This is a genomic window from Mycobacterium terramassiliense (assembly GCF_900157385.1).
GTDB classification, from domain to species: Bacteria; Actinomycetota; Actinomycetes; order Mycobacteriales; family Mycobacteriaceae; genus Mycobacterium; species Mycobacterium terramassiliense.
In genome coordinates this window covers 640,725-659,138 of sequence record NZ_LT717701.1, presented here as the reverse complement: position 1 = coordinate 659,138, position 18,414 = coordinate 640,725, and the positions used below count along the sequence as shown (strand labels likewise).

Here is an 18,414-nt window from a genome sequence, read left to right as displayed (position 1 = left end):
GACTCAGAACAGCGCTAGCTGCGCGTCGGTCACGGTGACGTCGGTGAATTCCTCCATGTTGGTGCCGCGCGCGACGGCACCGACGCCCTCCATGAACTGCGCGTCGGACACCACCGGCACCCCCAGCTGTCGGGCGTGAAAGCCCTTGCCCTGTACGGGAGCGGCGTCGTTACAGACCACCAGCGAGGTCTCCCCGTCCACCACGTCGCTGTAGGCGAGCCCGGCGTGCAGGATCCGCTCGACGAGCTCCTCGTGCGTGCGTCTCACCTCGGCCGCCAGCGCGACCCGCATGCCCTGGACCAGTGGCCGGCCCCGCACGAAGGGCCCCGGGTTGAGGTAGGCGCACGGCATCCGCGACGCCAGCACCTTCAGCGGGCGCAGCTCGTCGTGGGTCACCCGGCCGTTCGGCCACTGCCGCCGGGTCACCGGGTGCACCGGCAGCCAGACGTCGCGTTCACGCGCCCGCTGCAGCGCCGACTCCAGCACGCCGGTCAACACCAGGGCGTCGTCAAAGGCGTCGTGCGGGCGCTCCTGCACCACGCCCCAGTGCGCCGCGAGCGTCTCCAGCCGCAGGTTCTCCACCCCGAGGTCCAGCCGCCGCGCCAGCTCGACGGTGCACATGACGTCGTCGACGGGCAGCTCGGCCTCGGCGAGCTCGGCCTCCGCGGCCAGGAACGCGTAGTCGAAGGCGACGTTGTGCGCCACCAGCGTGCGCCCGCGCAGCACCTCGACCAGGTCACCGACGATGTCGGCGAACTGCGGCTGGTCCTCGAGCATCGCGGAGGTCAGGCCGTGCACGTGGGTCGGCCCCGGGTCCACCCCGGGATTGAGCAGGCTGACCACCGACTGCTCGACGCGGCCGTCGGCGTCGAGCCCGAGCGCGGCGACGCTGATGATCCGCGCCTGACCCGGCCGAAAGCCCGAGGTCTCGACGTCGATGACTGCCCAACCCCCGCCCGGCTCGCTGGCCGGCCGCCCCCAGGACACCCGGTTCATGAACCGAGGATGGCATGCCGGACCGACATCACCGGTTCGCTGCGAGTCGTGTCGTGAACAAAATCGACGGGGCGACCCACTGCGCCCGGCGCAAAGCGCCGCGCTAGTGATCGCCCTTAAACAACGGGGGCGACCCACTGCGCCCGGCGCAAAGCGCCGCGCTAGTGATCGCCCTTAAACTCTCCCGGGTGATCACCACCCGCGCACGCCTGGCCCTCGCCGCGGGCGCAAGTGCGCGCTGGGCGTCGCGCGTCACCGGGCGCGGGGCCGGGGCCATGATCGGCGGCCTGGTCGCGATGACGCTGGACCGCTCGGTGCTGCGCCAGCTCGGGGCCGGGCGGCGCATCGTCATCGTCACCGGCACCAACGGCAAGTCGACGACCACGCGGATGACGGCGGCCGCGCTCGCGACGCTGGGCCCGGTGGCCACCAACGCCGAGGGCGCCAACATGGACGCCGGCCTGGTCGCCGCGCTGGCCGCCGAACGCGAGGCCGCGCTGGCCGCCCTGGAGGTCGACGAGATGCACGTGCCGCACGTCGCCGACGCCGTCGAGCCCAGCGTCATCGTGCTGCTCAACCTGTCGCGCGACCAGCTGGACCGGGTCGGGGAGATCAACGTCATCGAACGCACGCTGCGGGCCGGCCTGGCGCGTCACCCCAAGGCGGTCATCGTCGCCAACTGCGACGACGTGCTGATGACCTCAGCGGCGTACGACAGCCCCAACGTGGTGTGGGTGGCCGCGGGCGGCGCGTGGGCCAACGACTCGGTCAGCTGCCCGCGCAGCGGCGAGGTCATCGTCCGCGAGAACGAACACTGGTATTCCACCGGCGCCGATTTCAAGCGGCCCAGGCCGCAGTGGTGGTTCGACGACGAGACGCTGCATGGGCCCGACGGCCTGGCCCTGCCGATGCGATTGGCGCTGCCGGGCGCGGTGAACCGGGGCAACGCCGCCCAGGCCGTGGCCGCCGCGGTCGCGCTGGGCGCCGACCCAGCGCAAGCGGTGGCGGCGGTTGCCCGAGTCGACGAGGTTGCCGGGCGCTACCGCAGCGTGCGCGTCGGCGACCACGAGGCGCGGATCCTGCTGGCCAAGAACCCGGCCGGCTGGCAGGAGGCGCTGTCGATGGTCGACAAGCACGCGGCGGGGGTGGTCATCTCGGTCAACGGGCAGGTGCCCGACGGCGAGGACCTGTCCTGGCTGTGGGACGTGCGATTCGAACACTTCGAGCACACCGCCGTCGTGGCCGCCGGGGAACGCGGCACCGACCTCGCGGTGCGTCTGGGATACGCGGGCGTCGAGCACACGTTGGTGCACGACACCGTGGCCGCCATCGCGTCGTGCCCGCCCGGGCGGGTGGAGGTCGTGGCCAACTACACCGCCTTCCTGCAGCTGCAGCGGGCATTGGCGCGCCATGGCTGACTCGACGGTGCGGATCGGGCTGGTGCTGCCCGACGTGATGGGCACGTACGGCGACGGCGGCAACGCCCTGGTGCTGCGCCAGCGGCTGCGGTTGCGGGGCATCGCGGCCGAGATCGTCGAGATCACGCTGACCGATCCGGTGCCCGAGTCGCTGGACCTGTACACGCTGGGCGGGGCCGAGGACTACGCGCAGCGGCTCGCCACCCGGCACCTACTTCGCTACCCGGGCCTGCAGCGCGCCGCGGACCGCGGCACACCGGTGCTGGCGATCTGCGCGGCCATCCAGGTGCTCGGGCACTGGTATGAGACGTCGGCCGGGGAACGGGTCGACGGCGTGAGCCTGCTGGATCTGACGACCACACCGCAAGACAGGCGCACCATCGGCGAGCTGGTCAGCAAGCCGCTGCTGGCCGGCCTCACGCAACGGCTCACCGGCTTCGAGAACCACCGGGGCGGCACCGTTTTGGGGCCGGCCGCGGCGCCGTTGGGCGCGGTGGTCAAGGGCGCGGGAAACCGGGCCGGTGACGGCTTCGACGGCGCGGTGCAGGGCAGCGTGGTCGCGACCTACATGCACGGGCCGTGCCTGGCCCGCAACCCCGAGCTGGCCGACCTGTTGCTCGGCAAGGTGGTGGGCGACCTCGCGCCACTGCAACTGCCCGAGGTGGACCTGCTGCGCCGCGAGCGACTGGCGGCTCGCTGAGCGCCGCCCTGCGTCCGCGACACATAAATCTCTGCGACGACACGCCGAGGCCCGTCGCAAGGGTTTACATCTCGGGCTGACGCCGCCTGACTTGGGCTCCAAGTTTTCTTCAAGGATCCGTCTAGCGGCGCCCCCCAGCCTTTTCTCGACGCACCGACCGAGAAAAGGACTCGAATGAGCAATGCCAGAACTATCGTCGCCCAGGCTGCCCGCATCGTCGGGCTCGCGGCCGTCTTGAGCGCGGCCACCGGCTCGATGGTTGCGTTCGCCGCGACGGCCGACGCTGCCCCGGGCGCTCCCGTCGCCGGCCATGACGGGATGCACGGCAATCCGGCCGCCGCGGCGCCCTACTGGCGCTACCAGCAGCAGGACCGCGATTGCGGGGAGATGGCGGTGGCCGACGTCGTCGGCCAGGTCACCGGCCAGGAACCCAGCGAGAACGAGATCACCGCCGCGGCCGGGAACATCCCGAGCGTCAGCCATCCCGGACCCATCTACCGGCCAGGGGCCAACACCAAGAACTCCGACCTGCCCGTGCTGCTGGCGCACTACGGCGTCCCGGCCACCGCGGTCCACCCCAACCTCGACGCCCTCGCCCACGACCTGGATCAGGGGCGCAAGGTGATCGTCGGGCTCAACGACAGGATCCTCTGGAACAAGTCGGGCGACCGCAGCCAGGAAAACCACTTCGTCGTCGTCATCGGCGTCGACACCTCAGCCCACGTGGTGCACCTGAACGACAGCGGCAGCGCGGCCGGCCGCGACGAACAAGTTTCCGTTGCCACCTTCGAAGCGGCGTGGCAGACCAGCGACAACTTCGCCGTCGTCACCAACTGACGGCTCAGACCATGGCCCGGCGGCCGGTGAGCGCGCGGCCCAGGGTCAGCTCGTCGGCGAACTCCAAGTCACCGCCCATCGGCAGCCCGGACGCGATCCGCGTCACGGTCAGGCCGGGGATGTCGCGCAGCATCCGGACGAGGTAGGTGGCCGTCGCCTCCCCCTCGGTGTTGGGGTCGGTGGCGATGATCACCTCGGTGATGTCGACGTCGTCGACCCGCTCACCGATGCGGGTCAGCAGCTCGCGGATGCGCAGTTGCTCGGGGCCCACGCCGGACAGCGGGTCGAGCGCGCCGCCCAGCACGTGGTAGCGGCCGCGGAATTCGCGGGTGCGCTCGACGGCCTGGATGTCCTTCGGCTCCTCGACCACACAGACCTGCGAGCCGTCCCGGCGAGGGTCGGAGCAGATGCGGCAGCGCTCGTCGTCGGACACGTTGCCGCACACCGCGCAGAAGCGCACGCCCTCGCGGACCTTCCCCAGCACCGCCGTCAGTCGGTCGATCTCCGGCGGTTCGACCGACAACAGGTGAAACGCGATGCGCTGCGCGCTCTTGGGCCCGATGCCCGGCAACTTGCCGAGCTCGTCGATCAAATCCTGGACAGGTCCCTCAAACATGTCGGTGCAGCGTCAGAGCCCCGGCATCTGAGTCGGTGGCGGCGCCGGCGACTGAGCCGGTGGGGCGCCCATGCCGCCGGCCAGCGCCCCGAGCCTCTCCTGCGCCATCTTGGTGACCTGCGCCGACGCGTCGCGCATGGCGCCGACGATCAGGTCCTGCAGAGTCTCGATGTCGCCGGGGTCCACGACCTTGGGGTCGATCTCGACCCCGGTCACCTCGCCGCTCCCCTTGACGACGACCTTGACCAAGCCCCCGCCGGCTTCACCGTGTATCTCGGCGTTGGCGAGCTGGTGCTGGGCCTCCAGTAGCTTCTGCTGCATCTGCTGCGCCTGAGCGAGCAGCGCCGACATATCGCCTCCGGGTTGCATGACAATCCCCTCGCATCTTGGTCTCGAGTTGGTTTCGCCTGTGGGTGCCGGGCGATTCGAAACACCCAGCGTAGACCGCGCGAGGTTACCTTTGCGCCGTGGACCTACGAGTGAGCAGGCGTGTCGGAATCAAATCGCTGGTCGGTGTGCTGGTCGCCGCCTCGGCGGCGATCCTGCCGACGGCCGTCCCGGCCGCCTGGGGGGTGCCGTCCAATATCGCCGGCATGGTCGTTTTCATCGACCCCGGCCACAACGGGTCCAACGACGCATCCATCGGCCGCCAGGTGCCCACCGGCCGCGGCGGCACCAAGGACTGCCAGACCAGCGGAACGTCGACGAACAGCGGCTACATGGAGCACACCTTCACCTGGGACACCGCGCTGCGGGTGCGCGCCGAGCTGAGCGCCCTGGGTGTGCGGACCGCCATGTCGCGCGGCGACGACACCGGGCTGGGGCCGTGCGTAGACGCGCGCGCCGCCGCGGCCAACTCATTGCACCCCAACGCGGTCCTGAGCATCCACGCCGACGGCGGCCCGCCGTCGGGGCGGGGGTTCCACGTCAACTACTCGGCGCCGCCGCTCAACCCGGCGCAGGCCGGGCCCTCGGTGCAGTACGCCCGAATCATGCGCGACCAGATGCAGGCGTCGGGCATTCCGCCCGCAAACTACATCGGCCAGGACGGGTTGTACGGGCGCTCGGACCTCGCCGGTCTGAACCTGGCGCAGTATCCGTCGATCCTGGTGGAGTGCGGCAACATGAAGAATCCCGTGGACTCGGCGTTGATGGAGTCGCCCGAGGGCCGGCAGAAGTACGCCGATGCGCTCGTCCGCGGCGTCGCGGGCTTCCTGGCCACCCAGGGCCAGGCGCGCTGAGCGCGCTAGCCTTCCAGTTCTTTCTTCAGGTTGGCCAGCACCTCGCCCTGAATCCTCTTCAGCCCCAAGGGCGCAAAGGTCTTCTCAAAGAAGCCCTTGACGCCGCCGGCGCCGGTCCAGCTGGTCTTCACCGTGACGGACGATCCCGGCCCGGCGGGGGCCACCGTCCAGTTGGTGATCATGGACGAGTTCGCATCCTTCTCGATGACGGTGTGGCCGGCCACGTCGACGTTCACCTGCACGTCGCGAACCCGTGATTTGGTGGCCTGCAGCTTCCACTTGGCGACGGTGCCCGCCCCCTGCCCGCCCTGCAGCACCTGGTACTCGCTGTACTGCGGGGACAGGATCTTCGGGCGCATCTTCTGATAGTCCGCGACCGCGGCCAGGGTTGCCCCGGGCTCGACGTTGATCAAGATCGTGCTGGCTGCGCTCACCTGGCCCATCAGGCGCGACTCCTCTTTTCGACGACACTTTTTCGATGACATTGTGATGCCTGGTAATCCCCCGCACGCGGTGCACGGGCTGACTCCGAAGACTAGGGTATATGTGGTGCCTGTCCCTGGATCTGCACTCTCCGCTCACGCAGCGGGCGTCGACCGGTTGATGGCGAGTTATCGATCCATCCCCGCGACGTCCGCCGTCCGGCTAGCCAAGCCCACCTCAAACCTGTTCCGCGCCCGCGCCAAACGCGATGCGCGCGGCCTGGACACCTCCGGCCTGACCGGTGTCCTGTCGGTCGATCCCGACGCCCGCACCGCCGACGTGGCCGGCATGTGCACCTACGAGGACCTGGTGGCCGCGACCCTGCCGTATGGCCTTTCGCCACTGGTGGTTCCGCAGCTGAAGACCATCACCCTGGGCGGTGCGGTCAGCGGCCTGGGCATCGAGTCGGCGTCGTTTCGCAATGGCCTGCCGCATGAATCGGTGCTGGAAATGGACATCCTCACCGGCGCCGGTGAATTGCTGACCGCATCGCGCAGCCGACACCCTGACCTGTTTCGCGCCTTTCCCAATTCCTATGGCACCCTGGGGTATTCGACCAGGCTGCGCATCGAGCTGGAACCCGTCGCGCCGTTTGTGGCGCTGCGGCATATCCGATTCCGCGCGCTGCCCGACATGATCGCGGCGATGGAACGCATCATCGACACCGGCGGCCAGGGCGGCACCCCGGTGGACTATCTGGACGGCGTGGTTTTCAGCCCCGACGAAAGCTACCTGTGCGTGGGCCGTCGGACCGCCACCCCGGGCCCGGTCAGCGACTACACCGGGAAAAACATTTACTACCAATCGATTCGGCACGATTCCCCCGGCGTGGAGGCCACCAAGGACGACCGGCTGACGATTCACGACTATTTCTGGCGCTGGGACACCGACTGGTTCTGGTGCTCGCGCGCCTTCGGCGCCCAGAACCCGCGGCTGCGGCGCTGGTGGCCGCGCCGATACCGGCGCAGCAGCTTCTATTGGAAGCTAGTCGCCCTGGACCAGCGTTTCGGCGTCGCCGACCGTATCGAGAAGCGCAACGGCCGTCCGCCGCGCGAGCGGGTGGTGCAGGACGTCGAGGTGCCGGTCGAACGGACCTGCGAGTTTTTGGAGTGGTTCGCTAGCAACGTGCCGATCACCCCGATCTGGTTGTGCCCGCTGCGACTGCGCGATCAAGACGGCTGGCCGCTGTACCCGATCCGCCCGGACCACACCTACGTCAACATCGGGTTTTGGTCGTCAGTACCGGCCGGCTCGACCGAAGGCGTCACCAACCGGGCGATCGAGGCGAAGGTCAGCGAGCTGGACGGGCACAAGTCGTTGTATTCCGACTCCTACTACACCCGCGAGGAGTTTGACGAGCTCTACGGCGGGGAGGCTTACAAGACGGTCAAGAAAATCTACGACCCCGATTCGCGTCTTCTGGACCTGTACGCAAAGGCGGTGCAACGGCGATGACGACCACCCGAGAACCCCACCACACCACGACCGGGAAGCTCAGCATGGCGGAGATCCTGGAGCTTTTCGCCGCGACCGGACGGCACCCGCTGAAGTTCACCGCGTACGACGGCAGCATCGCGGGCAGCGAGGACGCGGAGCTGGGCCTGGACCTGTGCTCGCCGCGCGGGGCCACCTATTTGGCCACCGCCCCCGGCGAACTCGGCCTGGCCCGCGCCTACGTGTCGGGTGACCTGCGGGCATACGGCGTGCATCCCGGCGATCCGTATCAGTTGCTCAAGACGCTGACCGACCGGGTCAACTTCAAGCGGCCGTCGGCGCGGACGCTCGCCAACGTCGTCCGTTCCATGGGCGTCGAGCACCTGCTGCCCGTCGCCCCGCCGCCGGAGGAGGCGCCGCCGCGGTGGCGGCGGGTTGCGGCCGGTGTCATGCACAGCAAGACCCGGGACGCCGAGGCCATCCACCACCACTACGACGTCTCCAACACCTTCTACGAATGGGTGCTGGGTCCGTCGATGACCTACACCTGCGCCGTCTACCCGCACGCCGACGCGACGCTGGAAGAGGCCCAGGACAACAAGTACCGGCTGATTTTCGACAAGCTGGGCCTGCAGCCTGGGGACCGGCTGCTCGACGTCGGCTGCGGCTGGGGTGGCATGGTGCGCTACGCGGCGCGGCACGGTGTCCGCGCGATCGGCGCCACCCTGTCGGCCGAGCAGGCGAAATGGGCGCAACGGGCCATCGAAGACGAGGGTCTTGCCGACCTGGCCGAGCTGCGTCACTCCGATTACCGCGACGTCGCCGAGGCGGACTTCGACGCCGTCTCCTCCATCGGCCTGACCGAGCACATCGGCGTCAAGAATTACCCTGCGTACTTCGGTTTCCTGAAGTCCAAGCTGCGCACCGGCGGCCTGCTGCTCAACCACTGCATCACCCGCCACGACAACAAGTCGACCTCGTTCGCCGGCGGGTTCACCGACCGCTACGTGTTCCCCGACGGCGAGCTCACCGGCTCGGGCCGCATCATCACCGAGGCCCAGGACGCCGGCCTGGAGGTGCTGCACGCGGAGAACTTCCGGCATCACTACGCGATGACGCTGCGCGACTGGTGCCACAACCTCGTCGAGCACTGGGACGAAGCGGTCGACGAGGTCGGCCTGGCGACGGCCAAGGTGTGGGGCCTGTACATGGCGGCCTCACGGGTGGCCTTCGAGCAGAACAACCTTCAGCTGCACCACGTGCTGGCGGCCAATGTCGCCGCCCGCGGCGACGACGGCCTGCCGCTGCGGCCGTGGTGGACGCCCTAGGCCGCCGCTAGCTCCCGTCGATCCGGCGGGCGCCCAGCTCGTTCTGCAGCAGCTCCAGCGCGGCCTCCTCGGGGTCGCGACGCGGCGCGGACGGCTCGGTGCGCCCGGCCTCGGCGAGCATGTGCTCCTCTTCGTCTCGCTGCGCCGATTCCGCCTCGGCCGGCTCGTCGACGGGCGCCACCTGCCTGGCGGGCGCCGGGGCGCTCGCGGCCGGGTCGCCCGCGCCGACCTCGCAGCGCACCCGCCAGTTCACCCCCAGCGCGTCTTTGAGCGCTTCGGCGATGACGTCGGCGTTGCGCTGCTCGGACAGCCGCTTGGCCAGCGGAGCCGACGCGTGGGTCAGCACCAGCGTGTTGTCCTCCACCGCCCGGACCGTGGCGCCCGCCAGCATCACTTCGGTGGTGCGGCTGCGCTGGCGCACCTTGTCGCGCACCGTCGGCCACATCGACCGCAGCGCGGCCGCGTTGAGTTCGCCTGGGGCAGCGGCCGATTCGGGCTGCGGGGACGGCGCCGCGGCGCTCTCCGAGGCGGGGAGGGACACACCCAGGCGGGCCTCGATCCGCTCGACGCGCTGCAGCAGCGCCGACTCGGCGTCGCTGGCCGACGGCAACAGCAGCCGCGCGCACACCACCTCGAGCAGCAGGCGCGGCGCCGTCGCACCGCGCATCTCCCCCAGCCCGGCCTGCACGACCTCGGCGTACCGGGTCAGGGTCGCCGGGCCGATCCGCGCCGCCTGCTCGCGCATCCGGTCCAGCACGTCCTCGGGCGCGTCCACCACGCCGCGGCTCACGGCATCCGGAACCGATTGCAGGACAATGAGATCCCGGAACCGCTCCAGCAGATCGGTGGCGAAGCGCCGCGGGTCGTGGCCGGCGTCGATCACCGATTCGACCGCGCCGAACAAGGCCGCGGCATCCGACGCCGCCAGCGCGTCCACGGCGTCGTCGATCAGTGCGACGTCGGTGGCGCCGAGCAGCCCCAGCGCGCGCTGGTAGGTCACGTGGTTGCCCTCCGCGCCGGCCAGCAGCTGATCCAGGACCGAGAGCGTGTCGCGCGGCGAACCCCCGCCGGCCCGGATCACCAGCGGGTACACGGCGTCGTCGACGACGACGTCCTCCTGCTCGCAGATCCGCCCGATCAACGCCCGCATGGTCTTGGGTGGCAGCAGCCGGAACGGGTAGTGGTGGGTGCGCGACCGGATCGTCGGCAACACCTTCTCCGGTTCGGTGGTGGCGAAGATGAAGATGAGATGCTCGGGCGGTTCCTCGACGATCTTGAGCAGCGCGTTGAACCCGGCGGTGGTCACCATGTGCGCCTCGTCGACGATGAACACCCGGTAGCGCGACTGCGCGGGGGCGTAGAACGCGCGGTCGCGTAGCTCGCGCGTGTCGTCCACGCCGCCGTGGCTGGCGGCGTCGAGCTCCACCACGTCGATGCTGCCCGGCGCGTTGGGCGCCAGCGCGACGCAGGAGTCGCACACGCCGCACGGGTTGGCCGTCGGCCCCTGCGCGCAGTTCAGCGACCGGGCCAGGATGCGCGCCGACGACGTCTTGCCGCAGCCGCGCGGCCCGGAAAACAGGTAGGCGTGGTTGATCCGGCCGGCCTCCAGGGCGATCGACAGCGGCTCGGTGACGTGCTCCTGCCCTACTACTTCGGCGAAGGTTGCCGGTCGGTATTTGCGGTAGAGGGCCACGGTCAGCAGGCTACCGGCGCGCGCTGACTACAGCCGGGCGGGCGTCGGGTGTGCATCGCCGGCTTTTGTGTGCGAACCTGCGGTCAACCGCCCGGCGTGTCGTCGCCGTCAGCTCACACTCGATGCGGAGGAGACCAGCATCGACTCCGTAGCCGCCAGCAGCGCGCACGTCGCCAGCCCCTCGACCGCGTCGCGCAGGTCCGGAAGCGACGGGAAGGTGGGCGCGATCCGGATGTTCTTGTCGTCGGGGTCTTTCCGGTACGGGAACGACGCGCCCGCCTCGGTCACCGCGATACCGGCGTCCTTGGCCAGAGCGACGGTCCGCCGCGCGGTGCCGGGCAACACGTCGAGGCTGATGAAGTAGCCGCCCTTGGGTTCGGTCCACGAGGCGATCTTGGAGTCGCTCAGCCGGTTGTCCAGAATCTCGAGCGCCAGCGCGAACTTCGGCGCCAGGATCTGCTGGTGGCGCAGCATCTGCAGGCGCACCCCGTCGGCGTCGCCGAAGAAGCGCAGGTGCCGCAGCTGGTTGACCTTGTCCGGGCCGATCGACTTCTTCCCCGCGTATTGCAGATACCAGGCGATGTTGCCCAGCGACCCGCCCAGGAAGCTGACCCCGGCGCCGGCGAAGGTGATCTTCGAGGTGGACGCGAAGACGTAGGGGCGGTTGGGGTTGCCGGCCGTGGCCGCGAGCCCGAGCACGTCGACCTGGCGGACGAAGTCGTGCGTCAGCGTGTGCACCGCGTACGCGTTATCCCAGAACAGGCGGAAGTCGGGCGCCGCCGTCCGCATCTGCACCAGCCGGCGAACCGCCTCCCACGAGTAGGTGATGCCGGTGGGGTTGCCGAACACCGGCACCGCCCACATCCCCTTGATCGCCGGGTCGACCGCGACCAATTCCTCGATGAGGTCGACATCAGGCCCGTCCTGCATCATCGGGACGGGGATCATCTCGATGCCCATCGTCTCGGTGATGGCGAAGTGGCGGTCGTAGCCGGGGACCGGGCACAGGAATTTAATGCCGTCCTGCTCCCTCATCCAGGGCCGCGGCGAGTCGACCCCGCCGTACAGCATCGAGAAGGCGACCAGATCGTGCATCAGCTCGAGGCTGGAGTTGTTGCCCGCGATCAGGTTCTGCACCGGGATCCCGAGCAGCTCCCCGAAGATGGCCCGCAGTTCCGGCAGCCCGTGCAGGCCGCCGTAGTTGCGGGTGTCCGTGCCCTCGGAATCGCGGAAATCGTCGCCGGGCAGGCTCAGCAGTTGGTTGGACAGGTCAAGCTGCTCGGGCGAGGGCTTGCCGCGGGTCAGATCCAGGGCCAGCTTCTTGCCCTGCAGCTCCGCGTAATCCTGCTGGTTGCGCGCGTGCACCACGGTCAGCTCGTCAGGGCTGAGGGAATCGAAAGACACCAGGGGCCCTTTCGCTGTCGAAGGCTGGACACTAGTGGCGATCGCGAGCGCGGCGGAGCCGGGCGAAGCGGGTCGCCACCGTTTCACCCTAGTGGCGATCGCGAGCGCGGCGGAGCCGGGCGAGGCGGGTCGCCACCGTTTCACCCTAGTGGCGATCGCGAGCGCGGCGGAGCCGGGCGAGGCGGGTCGCCACCGTCTGACATAGGGGACCCCGCGCACCCGACAGAGCCCATTGACCCTTGCTGCCTTCCGGCCCTGGGGGAGTTCACAGGATAGACGCCGCGCGGGGTCCATGGTGAGTGTAGTCCCTGGGATCCGAACAACCGGCGGCGACCGCGTGCCACTCGGTTACCATGGCCCACGGAGGATTCGCCTAGTGGCCTATGGCGCTCGCCTGGAACGCGGGTTGGGTTAACAGCCCTCGCGGGTTCAAATCCCGCATCCTCCGCCACCGGTCGCACCCGATAGGGCGCGACCACGCACGGGGGTTGTTTGGAATCGCTCTGACCGGCCTTTAGGCTGGCTTACCGGCCGACAAGGCTCACCGGCAGCATGAGGAGGCGTATGGGGCGCAAGGTCGCCATACCGTGGCACGCGACGTTTTCGATCGCTGCCGGCGTCCTCTACTTCTTTTTCGTCCTGCCCCGCTGGCCTGAACTGATGGGCGACACCTCGCATTCGGTGGGGACGACGCTGCGGATCGTGACCGGCGCGCTGGTCGCCCTGGCCGCGCTGCCGGTGGTTTTCACCCAGCTGCGGACCCGCAAGCCGGAGTTGGGCACGCCGCAGCTGGCGCTGACCATCCGGCTGTGGTCGATCGTGGCCCACGTGCTGGCCGGCGCGCTGATCATCGGCACCGCGATCAGCGAGATCTGGCTCAGCATCGACGCCGCCGGGCGCTGGCTGTTCGGCGTTTACGGCGCCGCCGCGGCGATCGGGGTGCTCGGCGTCTTCGCGTTCTATCTGTCGTTCATCGCCGAGTTGCCGCCGCCACCGCCGAAGCCGATCAAGCCGAAGAAGGAAAAGCGCAAGAAGCGGGGCCTGCGCGGCAAGAAGGGCAACGAGGCCGAAGAGGTGACCGAAGAAGTCGCCGACGAGGGTGCTGAGCCCGAGGCCGAAGAGACCGAAGAGGCCCCGGAGACCGAGGCGAGCGGAGAAACCGCGGCGGAGGAGCCGGCCAAAGAACCCGAAGAACCGGTCGAAACGGACGAAGCCACCGAGGAAACGCCGGCGGCGCAGGAAACCGGAGAGACCAAGGGTGGGCTGCAGAACCGCCGCCCGACGGGCAAGGGTTCCCACTGGATGCGGCGCCGGCGCACCCGAGGCGGCGTCGCGGTCGACGAATGACCGCCGCCAGCGCCGTCAGCGGCGCTTGAGGCTGTCCACGTAGGCGGCGATGCGCCGCTGCGTCTGCTCGGCGCCCCACAGCTGACGGACCTCGCTGTCGATGAGGGCGCCCTCGCGCATCCGCGCCAGGGCGGGGGCTCGCAGCTGCACTTTGGTGTGTCGATAGGCGTCGGCCGGGATGCCGCCGAGGTCGGCGGCCTCGGCCACCGCCGCCCCGATGAGGTCGTCGGCGACGACGCGATGGGCGAGCCCGTTGGCGATCGCCTCGTCACCCCGATAGACGCGCCCGCCCAGCAACACGTCCTCGGCGCGGTCCCCGCACGCGTAGCGCATCACCTCGAGCGCGGCGACCGGAAACGCCACCCCGACGCGGACCTCGGATGCCCCGATCTGCGCCTCGGGGCCGATCAGCCTGCGGTCGCAGGCGCACGCCAGCACGCATCCGCCCGCGATGGCGGCGCCGTTGATCGCGGCCACCGTCGGGCCGGGATAGCAGAACATCGCCTCGAACGCCTCGGACAGCGCCGGGATCAGCCGGTCGGTGTAGTCGGCACTGCCGTCGACCACGCGGTTGAGGTCGACCCCCGCGCTGAACGCGCGGCCTGCGCCGGTGATCACGAGCGCTTTCGCGCCGGAGTGCTGCAGCTCGCCCAGCGCGTCCGCCAGCTCTTTGAGCAGCTCGACGTCTTGGGCGTTGACGCGCCCGGAGGAAAGGGTCAGCACCTGGACCGCGCCGGCGGCTTCGATCTCGATCACGATGAGACGATAACGACGGGGATGTCGGTGTTCTCGTCGGTGTGGTAACTCGCGCACACCCGGTGGTAGCCGTCGGCGATCTGCAGCGGGACGCCCGTCGTGAAATCGCCCCGCACCAGCAGGATCGGGGACAACGCCTGCCCCTTCTTGATCTTGGAAAGATCGGCGGCGACGTGGGGATTGTCGTCTGGCAGCAGCCGCAGCCGCGCCGCCCGGAGGATGTCCTTTGCCTTCTTGTGGCTGACGATTCCGGCCTTCAGCTTTTCCGCCAACTGATTGGCGGTCCCCGGCTCCGCGAGCAGGGCGAGGTAGTCGGCTGCCGCCGGGAAGTCATGCGCCTCAGGCTTTTCCAGCCATTTCACGCTCGCCATCGCGCGTCTCCCTTCATCGGCCGTGTCGAGGCAGCCTACCGGGCCGGGCCGGAAATTGGGATCGGTAGCGGCGAGGCGGGGCTGTACTTGCGCTCATGGCGACGCCAATCGGGCGGCGCATGAAGGAAGGAAACCCAGTGAAACGTCTTATCGCGGGAGCGATCGGAACCCTTGGCGTCGCGTCGGCGCTGGTGGGCTGCTCGAGTGGCGGCCACACGGCCAGCCCCGCGTCGAGCGCGGCGCCGACCAGCGCCGCCACCGGTACCAACGCGCAGGTCAAGGTGGGCGGAACCGACCTCGCCGGCCTGAACCCGTCCTCGGTGACCTGCGTCCGGACCGGCGGCAAGATCGACATCGGCAGCGGCAACACGGGTGCCCAGCAAGCGCTGGCCGTCGTGATGACCGACGAGACCACCCCCAAGGTCGAGTCGCTGGCCCTCTTCGTCGACGGCAACGCCCTGTCCGTCAGCAACGGCATGGGCGCCAAGGTTGGTTCGGCCAACGTGGCGGTGGACGGCAAGACCTACACCATCACCGGACAGGCGCAGGGCGCCGACATGAAGAACCCGATGGCCGGAATGATCACCAAGGACTTCAACATCAAGGTGACTTGCGGTTGATCGATGGAACTCCGGGGTGGCGGGCGTGCCCTCACTCACACGCCCGCCACTCCGGATCCTCGCCACGCCGGCGACGGCGGACTTATGATGCAGCCGTGTCGATCCCCGTCGAGTTGGCGAACGCCCGCCGGTTGGCGTATGCCGCCGACGAGACACGCGCCCGGGATCTGCTGCTGTCGCTGATGCCGCAGATCGAGCGAGAAGACCGTGACGACCTGATGCTGGAAGTCTTTGCGCAGCTTGGGGAGATCTACCTGGCGCGCGGAACGCACGAGGGGGTGCGCGAGTCCATCCGGCGCATCCGCGACTGCCTGGGCATCTATTCGGGTATCGCCGCCGGGACGCTGCCGGACGCCGCGGCGCGGGTAAGCATGTCCGACGCCGAGATGGCGCACCTCATCTGCCGGTACTCACGGCGGGCGCTGTTCCTGGAGGCGGGCCTGGCCGCGGCCGTCGGCGACCATGAGGGCGCCGCGTCGGCGCTGAGCGCGTTGAGCGACACCGAGTCCGGCTTCGACGACCTGGTTGACGAACACACCTACCTGCGCACCCACGCGCAAGTCTTGTGCGCCGCGGCGCTCTGCGACGACGACCTGCATGTGCGATCAGTTCCGTTGTGGGAGCAGGTTCTTGACGGCGTGGACCAGCTCCGCGACGGCAGCGAGCTGGCCGACCATCTCCTGATCGCCGCGGGCACCGCCTTCGGCCGGTTCTGCGTGGAAACGGGCCGGTTGCCCGAGGCCGAACCCTGGTTGCGTCGCGCCGGGGCCAGGGCGGAGGCGCGAAAATGGGAACTGGCAAGCGCCAGAACGAAATTAGAGCGGGCCGCGGCCCGCTGGTTGGTCGGTGACCACGCGACGACCGAGCAGCTGGCATCCGAGGTCCAGCCCGTCGTCGCCCGATACGGCCGGACGCACGACGTCGCGCGTTGCTGGCTGTACATGGGGCTCACCCGGCTGGGATCCGGAGCGCTGGAGGCCGCCGACGAGTGCTGGGAGCATGCCGAGCGGCTCTGGCGTGAATTGGGGAAGCCCCTGCATCTGCATCGTATCTTGTTGCAGCGCAGCTGGATTGCCATCTTTTGGAGCCGCTTCGCCGATGCGGTCGAGCTCATCGCGCAGGCCCGGGAGCTACTCGACGCCTCGCCGCGCAGCAGTTGGTTGCAGTACGCCCAGCTCGACAGCCATCTCGGCACCGTGTGGCGCGCGGACGCCTTGGCCGACCTCGGTTTCGACAGTTCGGGCGACCCCGACGAGACGCTGCAGGAAACCGAGGCGCGGCAGGCCGAGGGGCTCGGCATCCTGCACGGCGAGGTCGGCACCCCCCAGTACTGGCGCGCGATGACCAAACTCGAACAGGCCGCGGAGCTCAAAGTCCCGGCCGCGCTGGCGGTCGACTCGGTGCGCTATTCGATCGCCGACGCCGACGCGAGAGCGCGCTGGGCGGCCAGCATTTCAGCGCCCATCCTGGCCGGCGCCTTCGCCGTCGCGTGGGAGTGGGAAAACACCCAACTGATCAGTGAGCTGGTCGAATACCACAGTGCACGAGGCACTTTCGACACGGACCTGCAGCGGCCGAAGATCGGGGAATGGGCCTCGACGGCCACCGCGACCGTCGTCATCGACACCGACGCGGAGTTGGCGCTGGCCGCGGCCGGCCCGGCCGCGGCGCGCGCCGGCGGCTCGCTGACGCGGCTCGGCCCGTTGCCACCGCTGCAGATGCAGCCCGGCAGTCCGCCGATCATGAGCCACTATCGCGACCTGGCGCGGCAGCGCTACGGCCGCGATGTCACCGCCGCCGAGCCGGCGTGGTCGACCTGGCCATGAGCGATCCGGACCGGCTGACTCTGGTACTGCGCTTCGCCGACGTCGGGATCGCCACCTACGGCAGTTTGCGGGTCGTGGGGCAGCCCGCCAAGACCGTCAATTGGGTGGTGGAGGAACCGATTCTGCTCGCGGCGTTGCAGGAGCTGACCGACGCCCTCCCCGAGCCACACGGCGCCGAGAGCCGGGCCGAAGCCATCGAGCGGGCACTGACCAGTGGTCCGTTCGCGGCGCCGGAAGCCGAACTCACGGTGGCCTACATCCTCGGGGTGCTGCTGATCGGGTCGGCGGGGTGGGAGCTGTTGCTGCAGTGCGCGGCATCGCCGCGGGCGGTGTTGTTCGTCTCGCCCAGCGCGCGATTGGCACGCATTCCCTGGGGGCTGCTGGCGGTGCCGAAATCGGGCCCGAGCAAGGAAGAGCTGGTGCGCGCGCGCCAGGACGCTATCACACGCAGCGGGCGGGTAGCCGCCCGAATCCCCTGGCAGCTGGCCGACGTCGGCGCCCAAACCGACGGCCACCGGCTGATGGAGCTGGTCGACGTCCTGATGGCGGTGCCGCCCAACATCGTTCACTCGCCGCGGTCACCGGCCGGCTGGGACGCCAGGCGGGGCGCTCCGCCGGTGTTGCTGCTCGACCCCCGGGTACCCGGGCAGCGCCCCGACTCCGCGCTCGGCTCGGTGCTCGGCAGGCCGTCGCCGGAAACGCCGCTGGCGCAACACTTCGCCGGGCTGATGAAACGCCGCCCGGTGCTGCCGGAGGTCGGCGACCCGGTCGAGCTGTTCCGCCGCCAGGACGCCGACCGCCTCTGGCTGGCCAAGCAGCTGGCGCAGGCCCCGGGTCGGCTCGTGTACGTCGGCCACGCCAGTTCGGCGCACGGCAGGGCCGACCAGGCCGCGCTGCACCTGGCCTGCGGGGCCGGGATCCCCGGCGATGCCGAGGCGATCGGCGATCATCGCCCGCTGACCGCCTCGGACCTGATGTCGCTGCAACTGCCGATCCCGCCGCGGGTCGCCCTGCTCGCGTGCGGATCGGGCGGCGACTATCAATTCGACGAGGCGACCGGTCTGGTCGCGGCCATGATCCTCGGCGGCGCCGAGCTGGTGACCGCCACGTTGTGGTCGCTGCCCACCTCCGCGGCATATCGACGGTTCACCGCAGACGAAGCGGCCGACCCGATGGCCGATGTCGTTGCCGCCGTGGACGACGCGCACGACGGCGCCGACGCGGGGTGCGCGGTGAATCGTTGGCAGCGTGCGCAGATGCGGCGCTGGCGGGACGGCGACGGCACCGCCAGCCCGCTGTACTGGGGCGCCCTGGTCACTTTCGCGGTGGACGGCGCGCGATAGC

Annotated in this window: 18 protein-coding genes, 1 tRNA gene, 1 other RNA gene and 1 pseudogene; 12 read left to right on the top strand and 9 right to left on the bottom strand. The window is 69.8% G+C overall.

Annotated elements, in window-relative coordinates:
* Positions 1–3: 3 nt before the first annotated feature.
* The gene (locus tag MTAB308_RS17870) at positions 4–996 is read right to left on the bottom strand and encodes a DEDDh family exonuclease (RefSeq protein ID WP_077100911.1); all 993 of its coding nucleotides are present in this window, start codon (positions 994–996) and stop codon (positions 4–6) included.
* A 188-nt stretch (positions 997–1,184) separates the two neighbouring features.
* Between MTAB308_RS17870 and MTAB308_RS17865 the strand changes: the two genes are divergently transcribed.
* The 3 genes from MTAB308_RS17865 to MTAB308_RS17855 all read left to right on the top strand — a co-directional run bounded on the left by MTAB308_RS17865 (position 1,185) and on the right by MTAB308_RS17855 (position 3,951).
* Positions 1,185–2,414, top strand: a complete 1,230-nt coding sequence (locus tag MTAB308_RS17865) for a Mur ligase family protein (RefSeq protein WP_077100909.1) — start codon at positions 1,185–1,187, stop codon at positions 2,412–2,414.
* Positions 2,407–3,114 (top strand): type 1 glutamine amidotransferase, encoded by a 708-nt coding sequence (locus MTAB308_RS17860; RefSeq protein ID WP_077100907.1) that lies wholly within the window; start codon positions 2,407–2,409, stop codon positions 3,112–3,114. Before MTAB308_RS17865 ends, MTAB308_RS17860 begins: the two co-directional genes overlap by 8 nt.
* Positions 3,115–3,288: 174 nt before the next feature.
* Positions 3,289–3,951 carry a C39 family peptidase gene (locus MTAB308_RS17855; protein ID WP_077100905.1) on the top strand — a complete coding sequence of 221 codons (663 nt, stop codon included), beginning with the start codon at positions 3,289–3,291 and terminating at the stop codon, positions 3,949–3,951.
* A 4-nt stretch (positions 3,952–3,955) separates the two neighbouring features.
* Here the strand turns inward: MTAB308_RS17855 and recR are convergent, their stop codons facing one another.
* Together recR and MTAB308_RS17845 are read right to left on the bottom strand one after the other, a co-directional pair.
* Positions 3,956–4,567 carry a recombination mediator RecR gene (gene recR, locus MTAB308_RS17850; protein WP_077100903.1) on the bottom strand — a complete coding sequence of 204 codons (612 nt, stop codon included), beginning with the start codon at positions 4,565–4,567 and terminating at the stop codon, positions 3,956–3,958.
* Between the two features lie 12 nt (positions 4,568–4,579).
* The gene (locus tag MTAB308_RS17845) at positions 4,580–4,936 is read right to left on the bottom strand and encodes a YbaB/EbfC family nucleoid-associated protein (RefSeq protein ID WP_077100900.1); all 357 of its coding nucleotides are present in this window, start codon (positions 4,934–4,936) and stop codon (positions 4,580–4,582) included.
* 98 nt (positions 4,937–5,034) lie between these two features.
* Here MTAB308_RS17845 and MTAB308_RS17840 point away from each other — a divergent pair, with 98 nt between their 5' ends.
* On the top strand, positions 5,035–5,808 hold the full coding sequence (locus MTAB308_RS17840) for an Rv3717 family N-acetylmuramoyl-L-alanine amidase (RefSeq protein WP_077100898.1): 774 nt from the start codon (positions 5,035–5,037) through the stop codon (positions 5,806–5,808).
* Positions 5,809–5,813: 5 nt separating this feature from the next.
* On the opposite strand, the gene MTAB308_RS17835 is transcribed toward MTAB308_RS17840, so the two are convergent.
* Complete coding sequence (locus tag MTAB308_RS17835; protein ID WP_077100895.1) at positions 5,814–6,251, bottom strand: SRPBCC family protein; 438 nt, start codon at positions 6,249–6,251, stop codon at positions 5,814–5,816.
* A 160-nt stretch (positions 6,252–6,411) separates the two neighbouring features.
* Here MTAB308_RS17835 and MTAB308_RS17830 point away from each other — a divergent pair, with 160 nt between their 5' ends.
* A complete protein-coding gene (locus MTAB308_RS17830) occupies positions 6,412–7,746 on the top strand; it encodes an FAD-binding oxidoreductase (RefSeq protein WP_216823676.1) in 1,335 nt (444 codons plus the stop codon).
* Entirely contained in the window at positions 7,743–9,053 is a 1,311-nt protein-coding gene (locus tag MTAB308_RS17825) for a class I SAM-dependent methyltransferase (protein ID WP_216823675.1), read from the top strand. Before MTAB308_RS17830 ends, MTAB308_RS17825 begins: the two co-directional genes overlap by 4 nt.
* A gap of 7 nt (positions 9,054–9,060) precedes the next feature.
* Here the strand turns inward: MTAB308_RS17825 and MTAB308_RS17820 are convergent, their stop codons facing one another.
* Both MTAB308_RS17820 and MTAB308_RS17815 read right to left on the bottom strand, forming a co-directional pair.
* Entirely contained in the window at positions 9,061–10,746 is a 1,686-nt protein-coding gene (locus MTAB308_RS17820; RefSeq protein WP_077100891.1) for a DNA polymerase III subunits gamma/tau, read from the bottom strand.
* Between the two features lie 108 nt (positions 10,747–10,854).
* Positions 10,855–12,150, bottom strand: a complete 1,296-nt coding sequence (locus MTAB308_RS17815) for an aspartate aminotransferase type Ic (protein WP_108637346.1) — start codon at positions 12,148–12,150, stop codon at positions 10,855–10,857.
* Between the two features lie 34 nt (positions 12,151–12,184).
* Between MTAB308_RS17815 and MTAB308_RS30600 the strand changes: the two are divergent.
* Positions 12,185–12,355: pseudogene (locus tag MTAB308_RS30600) on the top strand (2-isopropylmalate synthase); the annotation flags it as partial.
* Here the strand turns inward: MTAB308_RS30600 and ffs are convergent.
* An RNA gene (gene ffs / locus MTAB308_RS17805) (signal recognition particle sRNA small type) lies at positions 12,351–12,445 on the bottom strand. The pseudogene MTAB308_RS30600 and the gene ffs overlap by 5 nt on opposite strands.
* A gap of 67 nt (positions 12,446–12,512) precedes the next feature.
* Here ffs and MTAB308_RS17800 point away from each other — a divergent pair.
* Together MTAB308_RS17800 and lucA are read left to right on the top strand one after the other, a co-directional pair.
* Positions 12,513–12,601 (top strand) — tRNA-Ser (locus MTAB308_RS17800).
* Positions 12,602–12,714: 113 nt separating this feature from the next.
* Entirely contained in the window at positions 12,715–13,497 is a 783-nt protein-coding gene (gene lucA, locus MTAB308_RS17795) for a lipid uptake coordinator LucA (protein WP_077100886.1), read from the top strand.
* Between the two features lie 15 nt (positions 13,498–13,512).
* On the opposite strand, the gene MTAB308_RS17790 is transcribed toward lucA, so the two are convergent.
* Together MTAB308_RS17790 and MTAB308_RS17785 are read right to left on the bottom strand one after the other, a co-directional pair.
* Positions 13,513–14,253 (bottom strand): enoyl-CoA hydratase/isomerase family protein, encoded by a 741-nt coding sequence (locus MTAB308_RS17790; protein ID WP_077100884.1) that lies wholly within the window; start codon positions 14,251–14,253, stop codon positions 13,513–13,515.
* On the bottom strand, positions 14,250–14,624 hold the full coding sequence (locus MTAB308_RS17785) for a hypothetical protein (RefSeq protein ID WP_077100882.1): 375 nt from the start codon (positions 14,622–14,624) through the stop codon (positions 14,250–14,252). The genes MTAB308_RS17790 and MTAB308_RS17785 overlap by 4 nt, the downstream gene beginning before the upstream one ends.
* A 119-nt stretch (positions 14,625–14,743) precedes the next feature.
* On the opposite strand from MTAB308_RS17785, the gene MTAB308_RS17780 reads away from it, so the two are divergent.
* The 3 genes from MTAB308_RS17780 to MTAB308_RS17770 all read left to right on the top strand — a co-directional run bounded on the left by MTAB308_RS17780 (position 14,744) and on the right by MTAB308_RS17770 (position 18,413).
* A complete protein-coding gene (locus MTAB308_RS17780; RefSeq protein ID WP_173842251.1) occupies positions 14,744–15,244 on the top strand; it encodes a lipoprotein LpqH in 501 nt (166 codons plus the stop codon).
* A gap of 95 nt (positions 15,245–15,339) precedes the next feature.
* Positions 15,340–17,070: a hypothetical protein gene (locus tag MTAB308_RS17775; protein WP_077100878.1), complete on the top strand. Its 1,731-nt coding sequence runs from the start codon at positions 15,340–15,342 to the stop codon at positions 17,068–17,070.
* Positions 17,067–18,413, top strand: coding sequence for a CHAT domain-containing protein (locus MTAB308_RS17770; protein WP_077104481.1), 1,347 nt, complete (start codon positions 17,067–17,069; stop codon positions 18,411–18,413). The genes MTAB308_RS17775 and MTAB308_RS17770 overlap by 4 nt, the downstream gene beginning before the upstream one ends.
* Position 18,414 lies beyond the last annotated feature (1 nt).

Coding starts and splice junctions, on each gene's coding strand:
- MTAB308_RS17870 (WP_077100911.1), bottom strand. CDS start 996: ATGAACCGGGTGTCCTGGGGGCGGCCGGCCAGCGAGCCGGGCGGGGGT.
- MTAB308_RS17860 (WP_077100907.1), top strand. CDS start 2,407: ATGGCTGACTCGACGGTGCGGATCGGGCTGGTGCTGCCCGACGTGATG.
- MTAB308_RS17855 (WP_077100905.1), top strand. CDS start 3,289: ATGAGCAATGCCAGAACTATCGTCGCCCAGGCTGCCCGCATCGTCGGG.
- recR (WP_077100903.1), bottom strand. CDS start 4,567: ATGTTTGAGGGACCTGTCCAGGATTTGATCGACGAGCTCGGCAAGTTG.
- MTAB308_RS17845 (WP_077100900.1), bottom strand. CDS start 4,936: ATGCAACCCGGAGGCGATATGTCGGCGCTGCTCGCTCAGGCGCAGCAG.
- MTAB308_RS17835 (WP_077100895.1), bottom strand. CDS start 6,251: ATGGGCCAGGTGAGCGCAGCCAGCACGATCTTGATCAACGTCGAGCCC.
- MTAB308_RS17830 (WP_216823676.1), top strand. CDS start 6,412: ATGGCGAGTTATCGATCCATCCCCGCGACGTCCGCCGTCCGGCTAGCC.
- MTAB308_RS17825 (WP_216823675.1), top strand. CDS start 7,743: ATGACGACCACCCGAGAACCCCACCACACCACGACCGGGAAGCTCAGC.
- lucA (WP_077100886.1), top strand. CDS start 12,715: ATGGGGCGCAAGGTCGCCATACCGTGGCACGCGACGTTTTCGATCGCT.
- MTAB308_RS17785 (WP_077100882.1), bottom strand. CDS start 14,624: ATGGCGAGCGTGAAATGGCTGGAAAAGCCTGAGGCGCATGACTTCCCG.
- MTAB308_RS17780 (WP_173842251.1), top strand. CDS start 14,744: ATGAAGGAAGGAAACCCAGTGAAACGTCTTATCGCGGGAGCGATCGGA.
- MTAB308_RS17770 (WP_077104481.1), top strand. CDS start 17,067: ATGAGCGATCCGGACCGGCTGACTCTGGTACTGCGCTTCGCCGACGTC.